The organism is Archangium violaceum (genome assembly GCF_016859125.1).
GTDB classification, from domain to species: Bacteria; Myxococcota; Myxococcia; order Myxococcales; family Myxococcaceae; genus Archangium; species Archangium violaceum_A.
The window spans coordinates 5,569,245-5,585,218 of sequence record NZ_CP069338.1 but is presented as its reverse complement, the minus strand read 5'-3'; the positions used below and the strand labels follow the sequence as shown (position 1 = coordinate 5,585,218).

Annotated in this window: 17 protein-coding genes; 6 read left to right on the top strand and 11 right to left on the bottom strand. The window is 68.2% G+C overall.

Going from position 1 to position 15,974, the window contains the following annotated elements:
• Nucleotides 1–7: 7 nt before the first annotated feature.
• Together JQX13_RS23945 and JQX13_RS23940 are read left to right on the top strand one after the other, a co-directional pair.
• Nucleotides 8–1,171 (top strand): efflux RND transporter periplasmic adaptor subunit, encoded by a 1,164-nt coding sequence (locus tag JQX13_RS23945; protein WP_203411238.1) that lies wholly within the window; start codon nucleotides 8–10, stop codon nucleotides 1,169–1,171.
• 15 nt (nucleotides 1,172–1,186) lie between these two features.
• Nucleotides 1,187–4,348 (top strand): efflux RND transporter permease subunit, encoded by a 3,162-nt coding sequence (locus tag JQX13_RS23940; RefSeq protein ID WP_203411237.1) that lies wholly within the window; start codon nucleotides 1,187–1,189, stop codon nucleotides 4,346–4,348.
• Between the two features lie 11 nt (nucleotides 4,349–4,359).
• Here JQX13_RS23940 and JQX13_RS23935 read toward each other — a convergent pair whose 3' ends face one another.
• Nucleotides 4,360–4,806, bottom strand: coding sequence for a hypothetical protein (locus JQX13_RS23935; RefSeq protein ID WP_203411236.1), 447 nt, complete (start codon nucleotides 4,804–4,806; stop codon nucleotides 4,360–4,362).
• Nucleotides 4,807–4,955: 149 nt separating this feature from the next.
• Here JQX13_RS23935 and JQX13_RS23930 point away from each other — a divergent pair, with 149 nt between their 5' ends.
• Both JQX13_RS23930 and JQX13_RS23925 read left to right on the top strand, forming a co-directional pair.
• Nucleotides 4,956–5,984 (top strand): zinc-binding dehydrogenase, encoded by a 1,029-nt coding sequence (locus JQX13_RS23930; RefSeq protein ID WP_203411235.1) that lies wholly within the window; start codon nucleotides 4,956–4,958, stop codon nucleotides 5,982–5,984.
• 200 nt (nucleotides 5,985–6,184) lie between these two features.
• Entirely contained in the window at nucleotides 6,185–7,531 is a 1,347-nt protein-coding gene (locus JQX13_RS23925) for an MFS transporter (protein WP_343211152.1), read from the top strand.
• Nucleotides 7,532–7,546: 15 nt separating this feature from the next.
• Here the strand turns inward: JQX13_RS23925 and JQX13_RS23920 are convergent, their stop codons facing one another.
• The 4 genes from JQX13_RS23920 to JQX13_RS23905 all read right to left on the bottom strand — a co-directional run bounded on the left by JQX13_RS23920 (nucleotide 7,547) and on the right by JQX13_RS23905 (nucleotide 9,107).
• Nucleotides 7,547–7,987 (bottom strand): hypothetical protein, encoded by a 441-nt coding sequence (locus JQX13_RS23920; RefSeq protein ID WP_203411234.1) that lies wholly within the window; start codon nucleotides 7,985–7,987, stop codon nucleotides 7,547–7,549.
• Nucleotides 7,988–8,136: 149 nt separating this feature from the next.
• Complete coding sequence (locus tag JQX13_RS23915; protein WP_239015091.1) at nucleotides 8,137–8,559, bottom strand: alpha/beta fold hydrolase; 423 nt, start codon at nucleotides 8,557–8,559, stop codon at nucleotides 8,137–8,139.
• A 73-nt stretch (nucleotides 8,560–8,632) separates the two neighbouring features.
• Nucleotides 8,633–8,920 carry a MerR family transcriptional regulator gene (locus JQX13_RS23910; RefSeq protein WP_203411233.1) on the bottom strand — a complete coding sequence of 96 codons (288 nt, stop codon included), beginning with the start codon at nucleotides 8,918–8,920 and terminating at the stop codon, nucleotides 8,633–8,635.
• Entirely contained in the window at nucleotides 8,856–9,107 is a 252-nt protein-coding gene (locus JQX13_RS23905; protein WP_239015336.1) for a DUF1993 family protein, read from the bottom strand. Before JQX13_RS23905 ends, JQX13_RS23910 begins: the two co-directional genes overlap by 65 nt.
• Before the next feature lie 170 nt (nucleotides 9,108–9,277).
• Between JQX13_RS23905 and JQX13_RS23900 the strand changes: the two genes are divergently transcribed.
• Entirely contained in the window at nucleotides 9,278–9,781 is a 504-nt protein-coding gene (locus JQX13_RS23900) for a DUF4112 domain-containing protein (protein WP_203411231.1), read from the top strand.
• Nucleotides 9,782–9,928: 147 nt separating this feature from the next.
• Nucleotides 9,929–11,125, top strand: a complete 1,197-nt coding sequence (locus JQX13_RS23895) for a lactonase family protein (RefSeq protein ID WP_203411230.1) — start codon at nucleotides 9,929–9,931, stop codon at nucleotides 11,123–11,125.
• A gap of 25 nt (nucleotides 11,126–11,150) precedes the next feature.
• Here the strand turns inward: JQX13_RS23895 and JQX13_RS54385 are convergent, their stop codons facing one another.
• The 6 genes from JQX13_RS54385 to JQX13_RS23855 form a co-directional block, all read right to left on the bottom strand.
• On the bottom strand, nucleotides 11,151–12,269 hold the full coding sequence (locus tag JQX13_RS54385; protein WP_239015090.1) for a CDP-alcohol phosphatidyltransferase family protein: 1,119 nt from the start codon (nucleotides 12,267–12,269) through the stop codon (nucleotides 11,151–11,153).
• A gap of 172 nt (nucleotides 12,270–12,441) precedes the next feature.
• Complete coding sequence (locus JQX13_RS23875; RefSeq protein ID WP_203411228.1) at nucleotides 12,442–12,747, bottom strand: hypothetical protein; 306 nt, start codon at nucleotides 12,745–12,747, stop codon at nucleotides 12,442–12,444.
• A gap of 3 nt (nucleotides 12,748–12,750) precedes the next feature.
• Nucleotides 12,751–13,122 (bottom strand): hypothetical protein, encoded by a 372-nt coding sequence (locus JQX13_RS23870; RefSeq protein WP_203411227.1) that lies wholly within the window; start codon nucleotides 13,120–13,122, stop codon nucleotides 12,751–12,753.
• 146 nt (nucleotides 13,123–13,268) lie between these two features.
• A complete protein-coding gene (locus JQX13_RS23865; protein ID WP_203411226.1) occupies nucleotides 13,269–14,930 on the bottom strand; it encodes a chemotaxis protein CheA in 1,662 nt (553 codons plus the stop codon).
• The gene (locus JQX13_RS23860; protein ID WP_203411225.1) at nucleotides 14,914–15,573 is read right to left on the bottom strand and encodes a GAF domain-containing protein; all 660 of its coding nucleotides are present in this window, start codon (nucleotides 15,571–15,573) and stop codon (nucleotides 14,914–14,916) included. The genes JQX13_RS23865 and JQX13_RS23860 overlap by 17 nt, the downstream gene beginning before the upstream one ends.
• 25 nt (nucleotides 15,574–15,598) lie before the next feature.
• On the bottom strand, nucleotides 15,599–15,970 hold the full coding sequence (locus JQX13_RS23855) for a response regulator (RefSeq protein WP_203411224.1): 372 nt from the start codon (nucleotides 15,968–15,970) through the stop codon (nucleotides 15,599–15,601).
• Nucleotides 15,971–15,974 lie beyond the last annotated feature (4 nt).

Sequence of the window (15,974 nt, the reverse complement as noted above, 5' to 3'; positions counted from 1 at the left end):
GACTCCCATGTCCTCACCTTCCTCCCGCTCTCCCTTCTGGCTCGCCGCCATGGGCATCGGCCTGAGCGCGGCCGTCACCATCGGCCTGGTGCTCGGGCGCCCCACACCCGCCGGAGCCGAGGAGACCGCCTCCCCACCTGGCCTCGTCGTGAAGGGCGAGAGCGTGCAACTCCCGCCCGAGGGGCCCCAATGGCAGTACATCGAGTTGGGGGTGGCCACGGAGGCGCCCATGCTGGCGCCACTGTCCGCTCCGGGCCGGGTCGACCTGGACGAGCGGCGCACCGCCTCGGTCGGCACGCCGCTGGCCGGCCGCGTGGATCAGGTGCGCGTGCGCATCGGTGACCGGGTGTCCGCCGGAGATCGCCTCTTCTCCGTACGTTCGGGGGCCTACGCGGACCTCGAGCGCGAGCTGAAGAGCGCGGAGACGGAGGTCTCCGACAAGCAGCGCATCGCGGACCGGGTGCGAGAGCTGGTGGGCTTGCAGGCCGCGGCGGAGAAGGAGCTGCAGGCCGCCGAGGCGGAGCTGCGTCAGGCGAAGCTGGCCCTGCAGGCCGCCCAGGCCAAGCGCGCCAGCCTCTCGGTGTCCGCCGAGGGCGACAACCTCTTCTGGGTGAAGGCGCCGCGCGCCGGCACCGTGGTGGACCTGGACGTGACGACCAGCCAGGAGGTGACACCGGACCGGGATGGGCCGCTCCTGCGCATCTCCGACCTGAACGAGGTGCTGGTGCTGGCGGACATGCAGGAGTCGGACGCGTCCGACCTGAGCGCGGGCCAGGAGGTGAGCGTCAGCATCCGGAGCGGAGCGCTGGCGCGCAAGGGCGTGGTGGAGCACATCTCCGAGGTGGTGGACCCCCACCGGCGCACGGTCGCGGTGCGCGTGCGCGTCCTCAACGAGGACCGGGCCCTGCGACCCAACGCCTTCGTGGAGGTGACGCCCCTGCCGCGCGGCGACATCAAGCGGGTGCAGGTGCCCGCGAGCGCTGTCGTCACCAACGGAGAGCGCTCGGTGGTGTTCGTGGCGCGCGACTCCAACCGGCTGGAGCGTGTGCCGGTAACGGTGGGCCGGCGCCGTGACGGAGCGGTGGAGCTGCGCGGCGGCCTGGAGGCCGGTAGCCGCTTCGTCGCCCGCGGCGCGCTGCTGCTGGAAAACACCATCGAGCTGGCCGATTAGCCCGGAGAACCACGGATGTTCGACAAGATCGTAGACTTCTCACTCAAGAACCGGGCCGCGGTCATCTTCTTCTCCCTGCTGGTGGCCATCTGGGGCGTCATCTCCTTCCAGGGCCTCACGGTGGAGGCCTTCCCGGATCCGACGGATACCCAGGTCCAGGTCATCACCCTCTTCCCGGGCCAACCCTCCGAGGAGGTCGAGCGGCAGATCGGCCTTCCACTGGAGCGGGCGCTCAATGGCACGCCCGGGATGAGCCGGCTGCGCAGCCTGTCGCTCTTCGGCCTGTCCTTCGTCACCCTCACCTTCCACGACGGAGTGGAGGGGCTGGCGGCGCGCGCGCAGGTGCTGGAGCGGCTGCGTGAGGCGGAGCTGCCCGAGGGCATCACCCCCCAGCTGGGGCCCTACGCCACGCCCATTGGCGAGGTGTACCGCTACACGCTGAGCGGGGCGAAGGGAGACCCGATGAAGCTGCGCACCCTGCAGGACTGGGTGGTGCGCCCGCAGATCATGCGCGTCAACGGCGTGGCGGACGTGGTGTCCATTGGCGGCCTGCTGCGCGAGGTGCACGTGGAGCCAGATCCCTCGCGCCTGGCCGCCTTCGGGCTGACGCTGGACGACCTGGAGGACGCCCTGCGCGGCGGCAGCATGAATGCCTCGGGCGGAGTGCTGGAGCGGGGCGCCGAGCAGCTCGTCATCCGCAGCCAGGGACTCTTCAGCACCTTGGAGGACATCCGCGAGGTGCGCGTGGCCACGCACGAGGGCACGCCCGTCTTCATCAAGGATGTCGCCGAGGTACGCGATGGCTGGGCGCCACGCCAGGGCGTGGTGAGCCGCGGCGGGGAATACGACACCGTGGAGGGCATCGTCTTGATGCGCCGGGGGGAGAACCCCTCCGACGTGCTCTCCCGCCTGCGCGGAGCGGTGGAGGAGATCAACCAGCGCCTCAAGCTCGAGGATGCGAGGATCGACCCCTTCTACGACCGCACGGACCTGGTGAACACCACGCTCAAGACGGTGGGCCGCAACCTGCTGGAGGGCGGCATCGTGGTGACGCTCGTCCTCTTCATCTTCCTCATGGACCTGCGGGCCGCGCTGGTGGTGGGCACGCTCATCCCGCTGTCACTGCTCACCTCGTTCATCTACCTGAAGAGCCGGGGCATGTCGGCCAACCTGCTGTCCCTGGGCGCGGTGGACTTCGGCGTCATCGTGGACGGCGGCGTGGTCATCATCGAGAGCATCCTGCTCAAGCTGGCCCTCGATCACGGCCACGGACATGGCCCGGGAGCGGAGCGGGAAGCGCCGCCAGTGGAGCAGCGCATCCGCCAGGCCACCTCGCAGGTGGTGCGGCCCACCGTGTTCTCCATGCTCATCATCATCGCGGCCTACCTGCCCATCTTCATGCTGGAGCGGGTGGAGGGGCGCATGTTCAGCCCCATGGCCAACACGGTGGTGGCGGCGCTCCTGGGGGCGCTGGTGTTCTCGGTGACGCTCGTCCCGGTGCTGGCCTCGCTCGTGTACCGCAAGGGGGCCCAGCACAAGGAGAGCCCGGTGCTGAAGCTGATGGAGCGGGCCTACGAGCCCACGCTGACGTTCGCCCTCGAGCGCCCCGCGCTGGTGCTCACCCTGGCCACGGCGGGCCTGTTGACGGCGGGAGTGATGCTGCCTCGCATGGGCAGCGAGTTCCTCCCCGCCCTCAACGAGGGCAGCATCTACATGACCTTCAGCCTGCCGCCGAACGTGTCCCTCACCGAGGGACGCAAGTTGGTGCCGCGAATCACCCAGCTCATCGAACAGGCCCCCCAGGTGGAGCAGGTGCTGTCCTCGCTGGGCCGCCCCGAGGACGGTACGGACGCCAAGCTGGCCAACAACCTGGAGTTCTTCGTCAAGCTCAAGCCACCGGACCAGTGGCCTCGCGACACGCCCGAGCTCACCGACGTGATGGACCGGCTGCAGGCCTCCATCAGCGAGATTCCCGGGATGGAGGTGAACTTCAGCCAGCCCATTGGAGACAACGTCAACGAGAGCATCTCCGGCCAGCAGGGGCAGATCGCGGTGAAGCTCTTTGGTGACGATCTGGGCCAGTTGCAGAACCTGGCGGAGAAGGTGAAGTCCACCATCGCCCGGGTGGACGGCGTGGCGGACCTGGGTCTGGTGAAGAGCGCGCCGGTGATGCAGGTGCAGATCAATCCGGACCGGGTGGCGCTCGCGCGCTACGGAATGGACATGGGTGAGTTCCAGCACGTGTTGCAGACGGCGCTGGGCGGGCAGACGGTGAACGAGTTCTGGGACGGAGAACGGCGCTTCGACGTCGTCATGCGCCTGCCAGTCTCCAGCCGCGATGACGTGGAGAAGATCGCCAAGATGCGGGTGCCGGTGGAAGGAGGCGTGATCGTGCCGCTGGAGGCACTGGCACACGTGGGGAGCGGCGAGGGACGCGCGTCCATCAACCGGGAGAACGGCCGGCGCTACATCGGCATCCGGATGAACGTGCGCGGGCGAGACATGGGCTCGTTCGTGGAGGAGGCACGCGCCACGGTGGCCAGGGAGGTGCCGTTGCCACCGGGCGTGAGCCTCGAATGGGGCGGTGAGTTCGAGAGCAAGGAGCGGGCGATGAACCGGCTGCTGACGGTGGTGCCCGTGGCGCTCCTGCTGACACTGCTGCTGCTGTTCAAGGCGTTCAACTCGTTCAGCCGCGCGGTCATCACCCTGATGAACGTGCCCTTCGCGCTGATGGGGGGCGTGTTCGGCCTGTACCTGGCGGGCATGCCGCTGTCGGTGGCGGCGGCGGTGGGCTTCATCGCCCTCATCGGACAGGCGGCGCTCAACGGCGTGTTGGTGATGTCGGCCATCGCGGAGCGGCTCGAGACAGGCGAGCCATTGGAGTCGGCCATCCTCAACGGCGCCCGGGAAAGGCTCCGGCCGGTGCTGATGACGGCGGCGTTGGCGGCGCTGGGCCTGGTCCCGGCCTGCCTCAGCCGGGGTATCGGCTCGGAGACGCAGAAGCCGCTGGCGGTGGTCATCGTGGCGGGGACGATCTCCGCGTGCGTGCTGACGCTGGTGTTGCTGCCAGTGATGTACCGCCTGTTCATGCAGTCCATGGAGCGACTCGCGGGCAGGATGCCCGCCCGGCTGCTGAGGGTCGTGCCGGCGACGGAGAAGCTGCGCAAGACCGGCTGACGGAATCGTGTTCACCAGGGCGAAGCCGTCGAGCCCTCCTCGGCGCCAGCGCCCCTGTGCGGCAGGGCGCCCATGGAACGCAGCAGCCCTCCGAGCACCTCGTCCAGGGTCGTCCGGCCACGCACCACGTGGCTGGGATGCTCGAAGGTGAGCCGGCCCCGGTTGATGGCCTCGACGAGCTCCGCCCTGAGGTTCGCCACCTCCGCCGAGAAACCCATGCCCATGAGCATGGGGACCAGGGCCGCGGGCGAGTGCTCCGCCACGCGCACCGGCCGGCCGAGCAGCCGGGCCAGCGTGTCCGCCACCTCGTCCGGGCTGTAATCCACCGGGCCCGCCAGCTCCACCACGCGCTGGCCGAACGTGGGCTCGCGTAACAACCGGGCCGCCAGCCCGCCCACGTCCCGCGTGGCCACCATGTGCACCGGACGGTCGGACGGACCGATGAAGCTCGGCATCACGCCCGAGCCCACCACCGGTGAGAGCAGACGGTTCCGCCAGACGCGAGCCCTCTGGCTTGACAGGAATACGAGGCTTCGCGAGCGTCGCGGGAACTGGCGCCAACACGCCGGGGGCCGACCTGGCCTCCGCATCCAGGGGGAGCGAAACGATGAAAGCCGCCATCTTCCGCAAGGGAGACCTCGTCGTCGACACACTGCCGGATCCAGTCCCCGGACAGGGTCAGGTGCTCGTCAAATCACTGGCCTGCGGCATCTGCGGGTCCGACCTCCACGTCTTCAAGCACGCGCACACCTTCACCGAGACGATGCGGCGCGCGAACGCCCCGGAGGTGATGGACCTCGCGCGCGACGTGGTGCTCGGCCACGAGTTCTGCGCCGAGGTGCTCGACTACGGCCCCGGCAGCGAGCGCCGGTTGAAGCCCGGTACGAGGGTCACCTGCATGCCGCTGACGGTGAGCGCGGACGGGGTGCGGACCCTCGGCTATTCCAACGTGTTGCCGGGAGGCTTCGCGCAGAAGATGCTCCTCGACGAGGCGCTCCTGCTCGAGGTGCCCAATGGTCTGCCCTCCGAGCACGCCGCCCTCGTCGAGCCCATGGCCGTGGGCGTGCACGCGGTGGAGAAGGCCGCGCTGAAGGGGGGTGAGGTGCCGCTCGTCATCGGCTGCGGGCCGGTGGGCCTCGCGGTCATCGCCGCCCTCAAGCTCGAGGGAGTGCACCCCATCATCGCCGCCGACTACTCGCGCACCCGCCGCGCGCTCGCGGAGAAGATGGGCGCGGATGTCGTCGTCGACCCCTCCGAGCGCTCTCCCTACAAGACGTGGACGGAGCACGCGGCCGTCAAGCCCGCGGTGCTCTTCGAATGCGTGGGGGTGCCGGGCATGCTTCAGCAACTCATCGAGGGCGCTCCGCCCCAGGCCCGCATCGTCGTGGTGGGCGTGTGCATGCAGAGCGACCAGATCGAGCCGTTCCTGGGCATCTACAAGGAGCTTCAACTCCAGTTCGCCCTGGCCTACACGCCCGAGGAGTTCGCGCGCACCCTGCGCCACGTGGCCGAGGGGGAGCTCGACGTGGTGCCCCTCATCACCGGCCGCGTGGGGCTCGAAGGGGTGAAGGAGGCCTTCACGGAGCTGGGCAATCCCGAGCGGCACGCGAAGATCCTGGTGGAGCCCTGGCGCTGAGGCCCGGCGAGCGCAACTGTCAGTGACCATCACCTCGGGTACACCGCCCGCAGCGGTCCCGAAGCCGAGGGGTGACAGAGCCGGGAGGCGGACGCATAACAGGGAGCGTGCTCCGTCCCTCTCCCCCCACCACGGACAGTCCTCCCGGCTCGGAGATCGGCACCCGGCTGGCCTCCATCGCCGTGGCCAGCGCGCTGTTCATGGAGTTCATCGACTCCACGGCGCTGTCCACCGCGCTGCCAACGCTGTCCAGGGCGTTCGGCAGTGACCTGGTCCACCTGAAGCTGGCGCTGACGTCCTACATCCTGGCGCTGGCGGTGGTCACGCCCGCGAGCGGATGGATCGCCGACAAGTATGGGCCCCGCCGCGTGTTCATGACCGCGATGGGGGTGTTCCTGGTGGGCTCGGTGCTGTGCGGCTTCTCGCGGTCGCTGCCCCAGCTCGTCATCTTCCGCACGCTCCAGGGCATCGGTGGAGCGCTGATGACGCCGGTGGGCCGGCTGATCGTGGTGAGCTCGGCGCCGCGCGAGCGGCTCGTGGCGGCGATGAGCTGGTTCACCATGCCCGCGCTGGTGGGCCCCCTCGTCGGGCCGCCCCTGGCCGGCTTCATCCTGCGCATCGCGGACTGGCCGTGGATCTTCTTCATCAACGTGCCCGTGGGGATTCTGGGCATGCTCGCGGTGCTGCGCTTCGTGCCGCCCCTGCACCAACCAGACCCGGGCCGGTTCGACGTGAAGGGCTTCGTCCTGGCGGCCATCGCCATCACCGCGCTGATGGTGGCGGCCGAGACCGCGGGAATGGGTCTCGTTCCGGTCTCCCTGCAGGTAGGGGCCGCGGTGCTCGCCCTGATGATGAGCGCGGCCTACATCCGGCACGCGCTGCGGATCGAGCGGCCCGTGCTCAACATCCGCCTGGTGCGCTTCGCCACCTACCGGGCGAGCCTGATGGGTGGGACCCTGGTGCGGGTGGGGCTGGGCGCGACGCCCTTCCTGTTGCCGCTGCTCTTCCAGGTCGGACTGGGATGGGGACCGTTCGAGGCCGGGCTGGTGATCATCGGCACGAGCGTGGGAGCCCTGTCGTACAAGCCCGTGGCGCCCGCGGTGGTCAAGCGGTTCGGCTTCCGCGCCACCCTCATCTTCTCCAACGTCGTCACCGCCGTGCTGACGGCCATTCCCGCCTTCTTCCGGGAAACGACGCCCGTCGCGCTCATGGTCATCATCCTGGCCATTGGCGGATTCATGCGCTCCATGCAGTTCACCTCGCTCAACACCGTGGCCTACGCGGACATCCCTCCGTCCACGGTGAGCAACGCCTCCACGCTGGCGGTGGTGACCCAGCAGATGGGCCTGAGCCTGGGCATCAGCTTCGGCGGCCTGATGCTACAACTGGCGCGAGGAGGAGATGACGCTCCCCTCACGCCCCGCCAGTTCATCCTCCCCTTCATCGCCGTGGGCGTGGTGACGATGCTGGCCGGGCCACTCTACCAGCGCATGTCCCCCGACGCGGGCGCCAGCATCGGCGGGCGCCGCGCGAGCGTGGAGGCGTGAGGCGCGAGCGGGACTTCAACGGCCATCCACCGGGGAGGCACCGTGCACGCGCCCATCGTGCTCACGCCGCTCCCGCTCCGCACGCTCCCGGGCCTCACGCTCTCGCCGCTCCCGGGCCTCACGCTCTCGCCGCTCCCGCTCCGCGCGCTCCCGAGCCTCACGCTCTCGCCGCTCCCGCTCCGCGCGCTCCCGAGCCTCACGCTCTCGCCGCTCCCGCTCCGCACGCTCCCGGGCCTCACGCTCTCGCCGCTCCCGCTCCGCACGCTCCCGGGCCTCACGCTCTCGCCGCTCCCGGGCCTCACGCTCTCGCCGCTCCCGCTCCGCGCGCTCCCGGTTCGCCCGATCCACCGTGCCCGGGTTGTGGTTGGCGGGGTGGTCGTGCCGCGCATCCGCCAGCGCTGGCGTGCTCGCGTACACGGCGAAAGCAACGGACATCCACTTGAACAGGGTCTTCATGACGGGCTCCTCCAGACAGGTGTCCTGGGGTGGAGAAGAGGCCCTTCGAACAACCACCGAGAGGGCCTCTCGCTCCGTGTTGTGACCCTTCTGACGGGGGAGTCCGGGCCCTATTCGGGCCGGAGAGATGTCGAAATATTTCGGTCGCGTCAGCTCAGCCCCGCCAGGAGCTCGGCGAGCCGCGCCGGCTGCGACGCGAAGGGCGAGTGGCTGGCCTCCAGGGTCTTCTGCTCGAAGCGGTTGTCGGGCGTGAAGGCGTCCGCCTCGCGGATCATCAGGTCCTGGAGGGCGGGGGCCATGGCGCGCTCCTTCGTACAGCGGATGTAGCTGCGCGGGATACGGCCCCAGCGCTCGCGCGTCACGGTGACCTCGGACGTCCACAGGGCGAGGGGGAGGCCGGGCGTGAGCGCGAAGGGCAGGAACTCACGAGGCTCCACGTCGTTGTAATAGGCCGCGCGCAATGCCTCCATGTACGAGGCATCCCCGCGCGGATTGATTCGGACCGCCCCCAACTCCACCGGGTTGCCCAGGAAGAGATTCTCTCCGTAGCCGGTCTTCGCCTCGGGCAGCATGTCATCCTCGTCCGCGGGAGGCGTCCTCGAGTGTCTCGATGAGCCGGGCGCGACGTGACTCCAACTCGGCGAGCTATCGCTCGATGTCGGAGAGCTTCTCCTGGTGCGCCGCGAACGCATGCGGGCAGATGACGGTCGAAGCGCTCGTGAACATGCACGGGGGGAAGGCGGCGATCTCCTCGAGAGAGAAGCCCAGGCGGATCATACGAACGATGTGTTGGACCCGAAGCACGACCTCGGGACCGAACTCGCGGTAACCCTTGTCCCGGCGGCTCGAAACGAGCAGCCCTGCCTTTTCATAGTGGCGGATCGAGCGCGCGCTCGCGCCGGTTGAAGACCGCGAACTCTGGAGACTCGTCATCCGGAGCCAGACGACCCGCCAGACGAGCGACGCTCCCCTTCGCGCCGGCGACGACGATCTCCACCTGTCTCGAGAGGGGAAACATATCCGGGTGGAGGCGCCGCTCCAGGAGGAGCTCAGGGCCCATCCGTTCCCGCACCGAGAAGGTGGCTGCCTTTTGAAGGATATGACCCAGATTCCGCAGCATGTGAGTCAATACGGGAACGCGGGCTTGATAGATTGAGATGTCCATGAATTGCCAGCGAGTGTATCCCCGCGGACCGGACGTACAAGGCGCGCCTGACTGTGGCGTACCCGATGACGGGCGCGGACCGGCGTTGACGAACGCCCGCGGGAAGGTTCCTCTGCCCGGAGCGAATGAGCCCATCTCCTGCCGCGCCCATGAGCCGCCCTCCCTCCGAGCCCGCCGCACTCGACCAGGTGCGCCGCCTGGCACAACAGTTGGACACCTCCATCCGGTTACCCGGGGGCATTCGCATCGGCTGGGACGCCGTGCTGGGCCTGGTGCCGGGCGTGGGCGATTGGGCCGGAGCCCTGATCTCCTCCTATATCGTCCTGCAGGCGGTGCGCTTGGGCGCCTCGCGCGAGGTGTTGGCGCGCATGCTCGGTAACGTGGCGCTGGAGGCACTCGTGGGCGCGGTGCCCTTCCTTGGCGATATCTTCGACGCGGCCTGGAAGGCCAACACGCGCAACGTGCGTCTGCTCGAGGAGCACCTGTCGGCCCCCAACGCCACCCGCCGCGCCAGCCGTGCGTGGGTGCTCGGGGTCATCGTGGCGCTGGTGGCGCTGCTGGCGCTGGGAGTGATGCTCACCGTGCTGGCCTTCCGCGCCCTCGCCTCGTCCGTGCAGGGGTTTCAATGAATGACAGAGGGGCGGCGGCTTCCGGGTCCGGCTCCCGGTCGAGGCCCACCGCGATACAGCAACATAACGCCAGGGGTGAACGGCTCGTGGGCCCGAACAGGGACTGCTTTGTTGGCACTCGCGGATTTCTCTGCTTTCAATCCGCGCATGAACGAGACGAATCCGACGCGTCGCGACTTCATCCACCTCACGGCGATGGGAACGGCGAGCCTGATCCTGTCCTGCACGGAGAAGCCGTCGATGCCGATACGCGCGCCACAGACGCCCAAGGAGCTCTGGATCTACGTGGGCACCTACACCTCGGGCGGCAGCGAGGGCATCTATCTCTGCCGGTTGGACATGGCCACGGGCGCCCTCGAGCGGGTGGGTGTCACCCGGGGCGTGGCCGAGCCCTCCTACCTGGCCCTGGAGCCGAAGGGCCGCTACCTCTACGCCGTCAATGAATTGACGGAGTTCGAGGGCCAACCCAGCGGAGCCGTGAGTGCCTTCGCCATCAATCCCCAGAGCCGGGAGCTGACCTTCATCAACCAGCGCCCCTCCGAGGGCGGTGCGCCCTGCTACCTGGATGTGGATGCGAAGGGTGGCTTCGTCCTGGTCGCCAATTACGTCGGCGGAAATGTCGCCGTCCTCCCCATTCAAGAGGGCGGAGGATTGGGCACCGCCGTCGACAAGAAGCAGCACGAGGGCTCGGGGCCCAATGCCCAGAGACAGGAAGCTCCGCACGCCCACCAGATCCGCCTGGATGCCGCCAACCGGTATGCCTTCGTGTCGGACCTGGGGACGGACAAGATCATGCTCTATCGGTTCGACGAGCAGCAGGGAAAGCTCACGCCCGGCACGCCGCCCTTTGTCTCCAGCAAGCCGGGAGCGGGACCGCGCCATCTGACCTTTCACCCCAACGGACGCTTCGTCTTCTCCATCAACGAGCTGGACTCCACCATCACGGCCTACGCCTACGACGCGGCCCAGGGGACGCTGACGGCGTTGCAGACGCTCACCACCCTGCCCGATGGCTACAACCGGTCCAATGACTGCGGGGACATCCACGTCAGCCCCGATGGCCGCTTCCTGTATGGCTCCAACCGTGGCCACGACAGCATCGTGGTCTACTCCATCGATTCGGAGGGGACGCTAACCTACGTGGAGCACGTGACCACGCGCGTCAAATGGCCTCGCAACTTCGCCATCGATCCGACGGGCACGTATCTGCTGGTGGCCAACCAGAAGGACAACAGCGTCATCACCTTCCAGAGGAACGCACAGACCGGGAAGCTGACGCCCGTCGGCCAACCCCTGGCGGTTCCCGCGCCGACGTGCCTGTTGGTGGTGCCTCCTTCGGTCTGAGACAGGCGACCCAACAGGCCACCCTTCATGCCGCGAGCTTGTTGCTCACGTGCTGGAGCACGAGCCTGTGCGTCGACGGCAACCAGATCAGCGGGAATCCGATCTCCGGGTACTGAGCAATCATCGCCCGGAGATACCGGAACATGCTGACGACCATCGTCAGCACCATCACCAGCAGCAGTCCGCGGTGGAGAGCTGGCTGGAGCGCCGGGGGCAACCACGACAGGGGAAGTACCAGGAGGAACAGCGCGCTCTCCACGGTCAGCCACGCCGGAGGCTTGTTGACGAGCTGGCGCGCATGGACGCCCACCGCGAGGCTGCTCATGGCGAGGGAGACCAGGGCCCGGGCGGAGAAGACATCGCTCCAGTCCCGGAGCCAGACCCCGTACAGGCCGAGGATGAGCACCGGCGCCGTGAGGATCCGCACGTAGAAGCGAAGCGAGGAGAGCGGCGAGCGGTACATGAGCACGAGGTCCTGCAACAGCGACCAGAAGCCAGCGCCGAAGGCCACGATACTCAAACACGTGTAGGTGAGCTGGAAGCCGGGCTCCTCGAGGATCGCCACGTCACCGACGCAGACCGACAATCCCAGGAATAGACAGAAGACATAGTTCCAGAGGTGGTTGATGTAGGGCTCCCTCATGACGCCCGTCGCGAAGTAGCGGCACAGCCCGAGGTAGAAGAACAGTTGCCCGGTGGCTGTCAGCAGGATGTAGGGCAGGAAATAGACGCCCTGCCGGGGACCGATCGCGGCCACGATCAGCACCGCCATCGCCGAGTTCATGACGTCGACCCAATGGTCCCAGAAGTGGCGTGCGGTCGATTGGGTCCCGTTGCGCCGGGCCTGGGTGCCGTCCATGGCGTCCAGACAGAAGTGGAGCACCCGGCAGACCACCCAGAGCGCATACATCCACCGCGCGCGCTCGAAGGTATGGACGGCGGCGAGCAGGAACAGGTGGAGCAGCAGCCCGGGAACGCCGAGGATGACCGGGGAGAGCCTGTAGGGGAGACGGTGGGCGACGAAGTGCCGGCATTCCTCCCGGACCACCCGGATGAGCGCGTCTTCCTCCAGGCGCTTGTAGCTCTGCTGCGTATCGAGGACCAACACATGGGGCTCCAACTCCCGTGCCTGTTGCTTGTTCATTGCCCGTGTCCATTCACCCCGGGCCGGTTTCGTCGCCCGGGGTGATACGAACAATGCGAAAGCCCGGGCCCACGAGCGGTGCGCCACCTCACACGCGGGATGTGACCCGCGTCACAGTGATGCTCACCCGATGAGTGGGAAGCCCCCCTCGCCCCCGAGCGAAGCTCGCGGCTCAGAGCGTCTCGGCCCCGAGCGCGCGCATCACGATGCGCTCCTGCCGGAAGCGGCGCTCCAGCTCCGCGCGATAGCCGCTCCACCACTCCCGGTCGAGCGGCTCCACCATCACCTCGAAGAGCACCATCTCGTCCCGCACCGTCTCGCCCTCCTCCTTCCACGCCCCCATGGCCGGAGACTGTAGGAAGGCGGTGACGCCCCCATAACGATTGGTGAGCTCGGTGCGGACCTTCTCGAAGTCCGCCCGGGCGAAGGGCCGCCGCTCATTGTCGCGCAGCGGCAGCAGGAATTGGATGACGTGCATGTCCTAGTAGCGGGAAGGCGCGTTGGGATCGGCTTTCTCTCCCTCGGGGCGCACGTCGTACCGGTCGTGGTCCTGAAACTTGGCGCTGTCCATACGGGCCTCGCTCAGCGAGTCCGTCCCCATATCCAACCGGTCGGCCGCCTCCAGCACCTCGCCCAGGCTGGCCTTCCGCAACTGGTCCTTCTCCAGGGAGAGGTGGATGTCATCCCCCTCGATCCTCTCCACGGAGCGGAAGGGGACCAGGTAGTCCTTCGCGTAGAACACGCCCTTCTCCACGACGAAGCCATCCTCCGCCAGGCCGATGACCTTGCCCAGCCGGTGCCCATCCCGGCTCTTCGCCACCATGCCGACCCGAACATCCATCCGCTGCGCCATCGCTCGCTCCCCACTACGGTGAGGGAATGGAGGCGGCCGGACCTTCCCGGGCGCCTCCCCGGGGAAGATGGGAATCGAGCATGGCCCCTCGCAGGGAGCCCCCGCTCGTCCCCCTCCTCCTCAGCCGAGGAGTGGACCGGGGGCTCTCATGGAGCCGCGGAGGACCGCGAGCGGGTGGCCTCACGCAGGAGCGCGGCGTCGTCGAGGATCAACGCGATCCGCCCGTTGCCCAGGATGCTCGCGCCCGAGATGCAGGGGAGGTCCTTGAACAACATTCCCAGGGGCTTGATGACCGTCTGGCTCTCACCATGGAGGGTATCCACGACCAGGCCCACCTTGCCCTGCTGGTACTGGACGATGACCATGCTCTCGCGCGGCGGCGCCACCGTGTCGTGGGAGAAGAGGTGGCGCAACCGGAGGAAGGGGATGGGCTCGCCCCGCAGGTTCAGCACGCCATCTCGCTCCCCGGCCCGCTCGTGCGTGCTCTCGGGCAACTCGACACACTCGTGGACGGCATCGAGCGGCACGACGTACGTCTCCGAGCCGACGCCCACCAGGAACCCATCGATGATGGCGAACGTGAGCGGGAGCCGGAGGCTCACCGTGACACCCTGTCCCTCCCTGCTCTGGACGGTGACCTTTCCCCGCAGGGCCTCCACGTTGCGACGCACCACGTCCATCCCCACGCCCCGGCCCGACGTGGGAGTGATCTCCTGAGCGGTGGAGAAGCCCGGCTCGAAGATCAACGCGAAGAGCTCCTCATCGGGTAGCGCCTCGGGCTCGCGCGAGAGACCCAGTGCGCGGGCGCGCTCGATGATCCGCGCCTTGTCCAGGCCCGCCCCGTCGTCGATGACCTCGATGCGGATGCTGCCGGAGTCATGGGAGGCGCGAAGCTTCAGCTGGGCGAGCTCCGGCTTGCCCCTCGCCCGGCGCACGGCCGGAGTCTCGATGCCGTGGTCGATGGCGTTGCGAATCATGTGCAGCAGCGGATCTCGCACGTTGTCGACCACCGTGGTGTCCATCTCCACGTCCTCGCCCTCGAAGACGAGCTCGACCTGCTTGCCCTGCGCCGAGGCCAGGTCCCGCACTGTGCGCACGTACTGGCGGAACGTGGGGCCGAGCGGCACCATCCGCACCTTCATCACCAGCTCCTGGAGCTCGCGCAGCAAGCGCTCGCCCGCGCGGTTCGCCTCGAGCAGCTCCTCGCGCGACCGCCACCTGTCCCCCTCGAGCATCGCGGTCACGCCGCCCTGCGCGATGGAGAGCTCGCCGATGAGGTCCACCATCCGGTCCAGCTTGTTGATGCCCACCCGGAGGTTCCTGGCCCGCTCCTCCTCGGCCAGGGGCTTGCGCCCGGGTTGCTCGGGAAGGGGGCTCGTGGAGGAGTCCCTGGCGTCGACAACCTCTCCACCGGCCACGAGCTCCTTCCGGGCCCATCGGGTCATGAGCGCCATCAAGCCGCGCTGATGCGCCGTCAGCATCACCTGCCCGCCCGGCACCCGCTCCCGCAGCTCCCGCATCGCATCCACGGCCGAGAGCAGGAGTGACACGAGCTCATGCGACACGCCCAGCTCCCCCGTGCGCAGGCGCTCGAGCAGATCCTCGACCACGTGGGCGAACTCCGCGAAGGAGGGAAGCGCCACGCACGTGGCATTGCCCTTGAGGGTATGGGCCGCGCGGAAGATGGTCCGCAGCCGCTCCGGATCCGGCTGCTGCTCCAGGCCCACGAGCTGCTCTTCCATGAGCGCGAAGAGCTCATCGCACTCGACGAGGAAGGCCTTCAGGAGCGCGTCATGATCGATTTCCATCGGGCTCCGTCTCGGACGCGGCCAGGACCAGGCCGGCTTGATTCTCCAACAGCGCGAAGAGCTCCCGGTCCCCGTCCTTCAACGTGGGCTTCTGCGGCAGCAGGCCGAAGATGGCGATGACGCCCCAGACGCGGCTGCCACAGCGCAGCGGGATGCAGGCGGTCAGGTTCGACTCGCTCCCGGTGGCACGGGGGCCCGGGCCTTCACCCGCGACGAAGCGCTCGCCGGTGAGGGCCGTGTAGCCGATGACTCCCTGGTCCAGGGGAATGGACTGGAACCGATCCGGCTCGATGCCCATCGAGTGCACCAGCGACAGCATCGAGCGCTCCGCATCGAGCTCGAAGATGCCCAGCTCCTCCGAGCCGACGATGTTGTTGATGATCTCCCGGATGATGTCGAGCAGGGCGCGGCGATCGGCGGTCTCGTGCAGACGGTGGCTGGCCACGCAGAGGTTCACCAGGTTCGTCATCTGCACATCCGCGCTGGAGAGCTTCTCCTCGAGGCGGACCCGCTCCTGACGCAAGCTGTCCACCTGGGTGCGCAGGGACGCGTTCTCCGCCTCCAGCTCTCCCAGGGATTCTTCGGTGAGCCGGAGCATGTCGTGGGCGGAGTCCTTGGGGTCGCGGGGTGGATCCGAGCTCATGAGGGATGCGGGTGCGGGCGTCCGTCTACTCGCCCAGGTGGTTGCGAAGCTTCTGCATCAGCTCGCCCTTGTCGAACGGCTTGGTGATGTATTCGGTGCAGCCGCTCTCGTAGCCCGCCTGCACGTTGTGCGGCTCTCCACGGGTGGTGACCATGATGATGGGGGTGGACTTCATCTCCGGGCTCTCGCGAATCCGCTTGCAGGCCTGCAGGCCATCCATCTGCGGCATCATGACGTCCATGAAGATGAGATCCGGCCGCTCGCGCAGCGCCAGGTCCACCGCCTCCACACCGTTGCGAGCGATCAGCAACTCGTAGCCCCCACCACTCAGCATCATCCGGTGCATGAGGATGACGGTGTTGGAGTCATCCACGAGGAGGATCTTCTTTCGTGTCATCGTC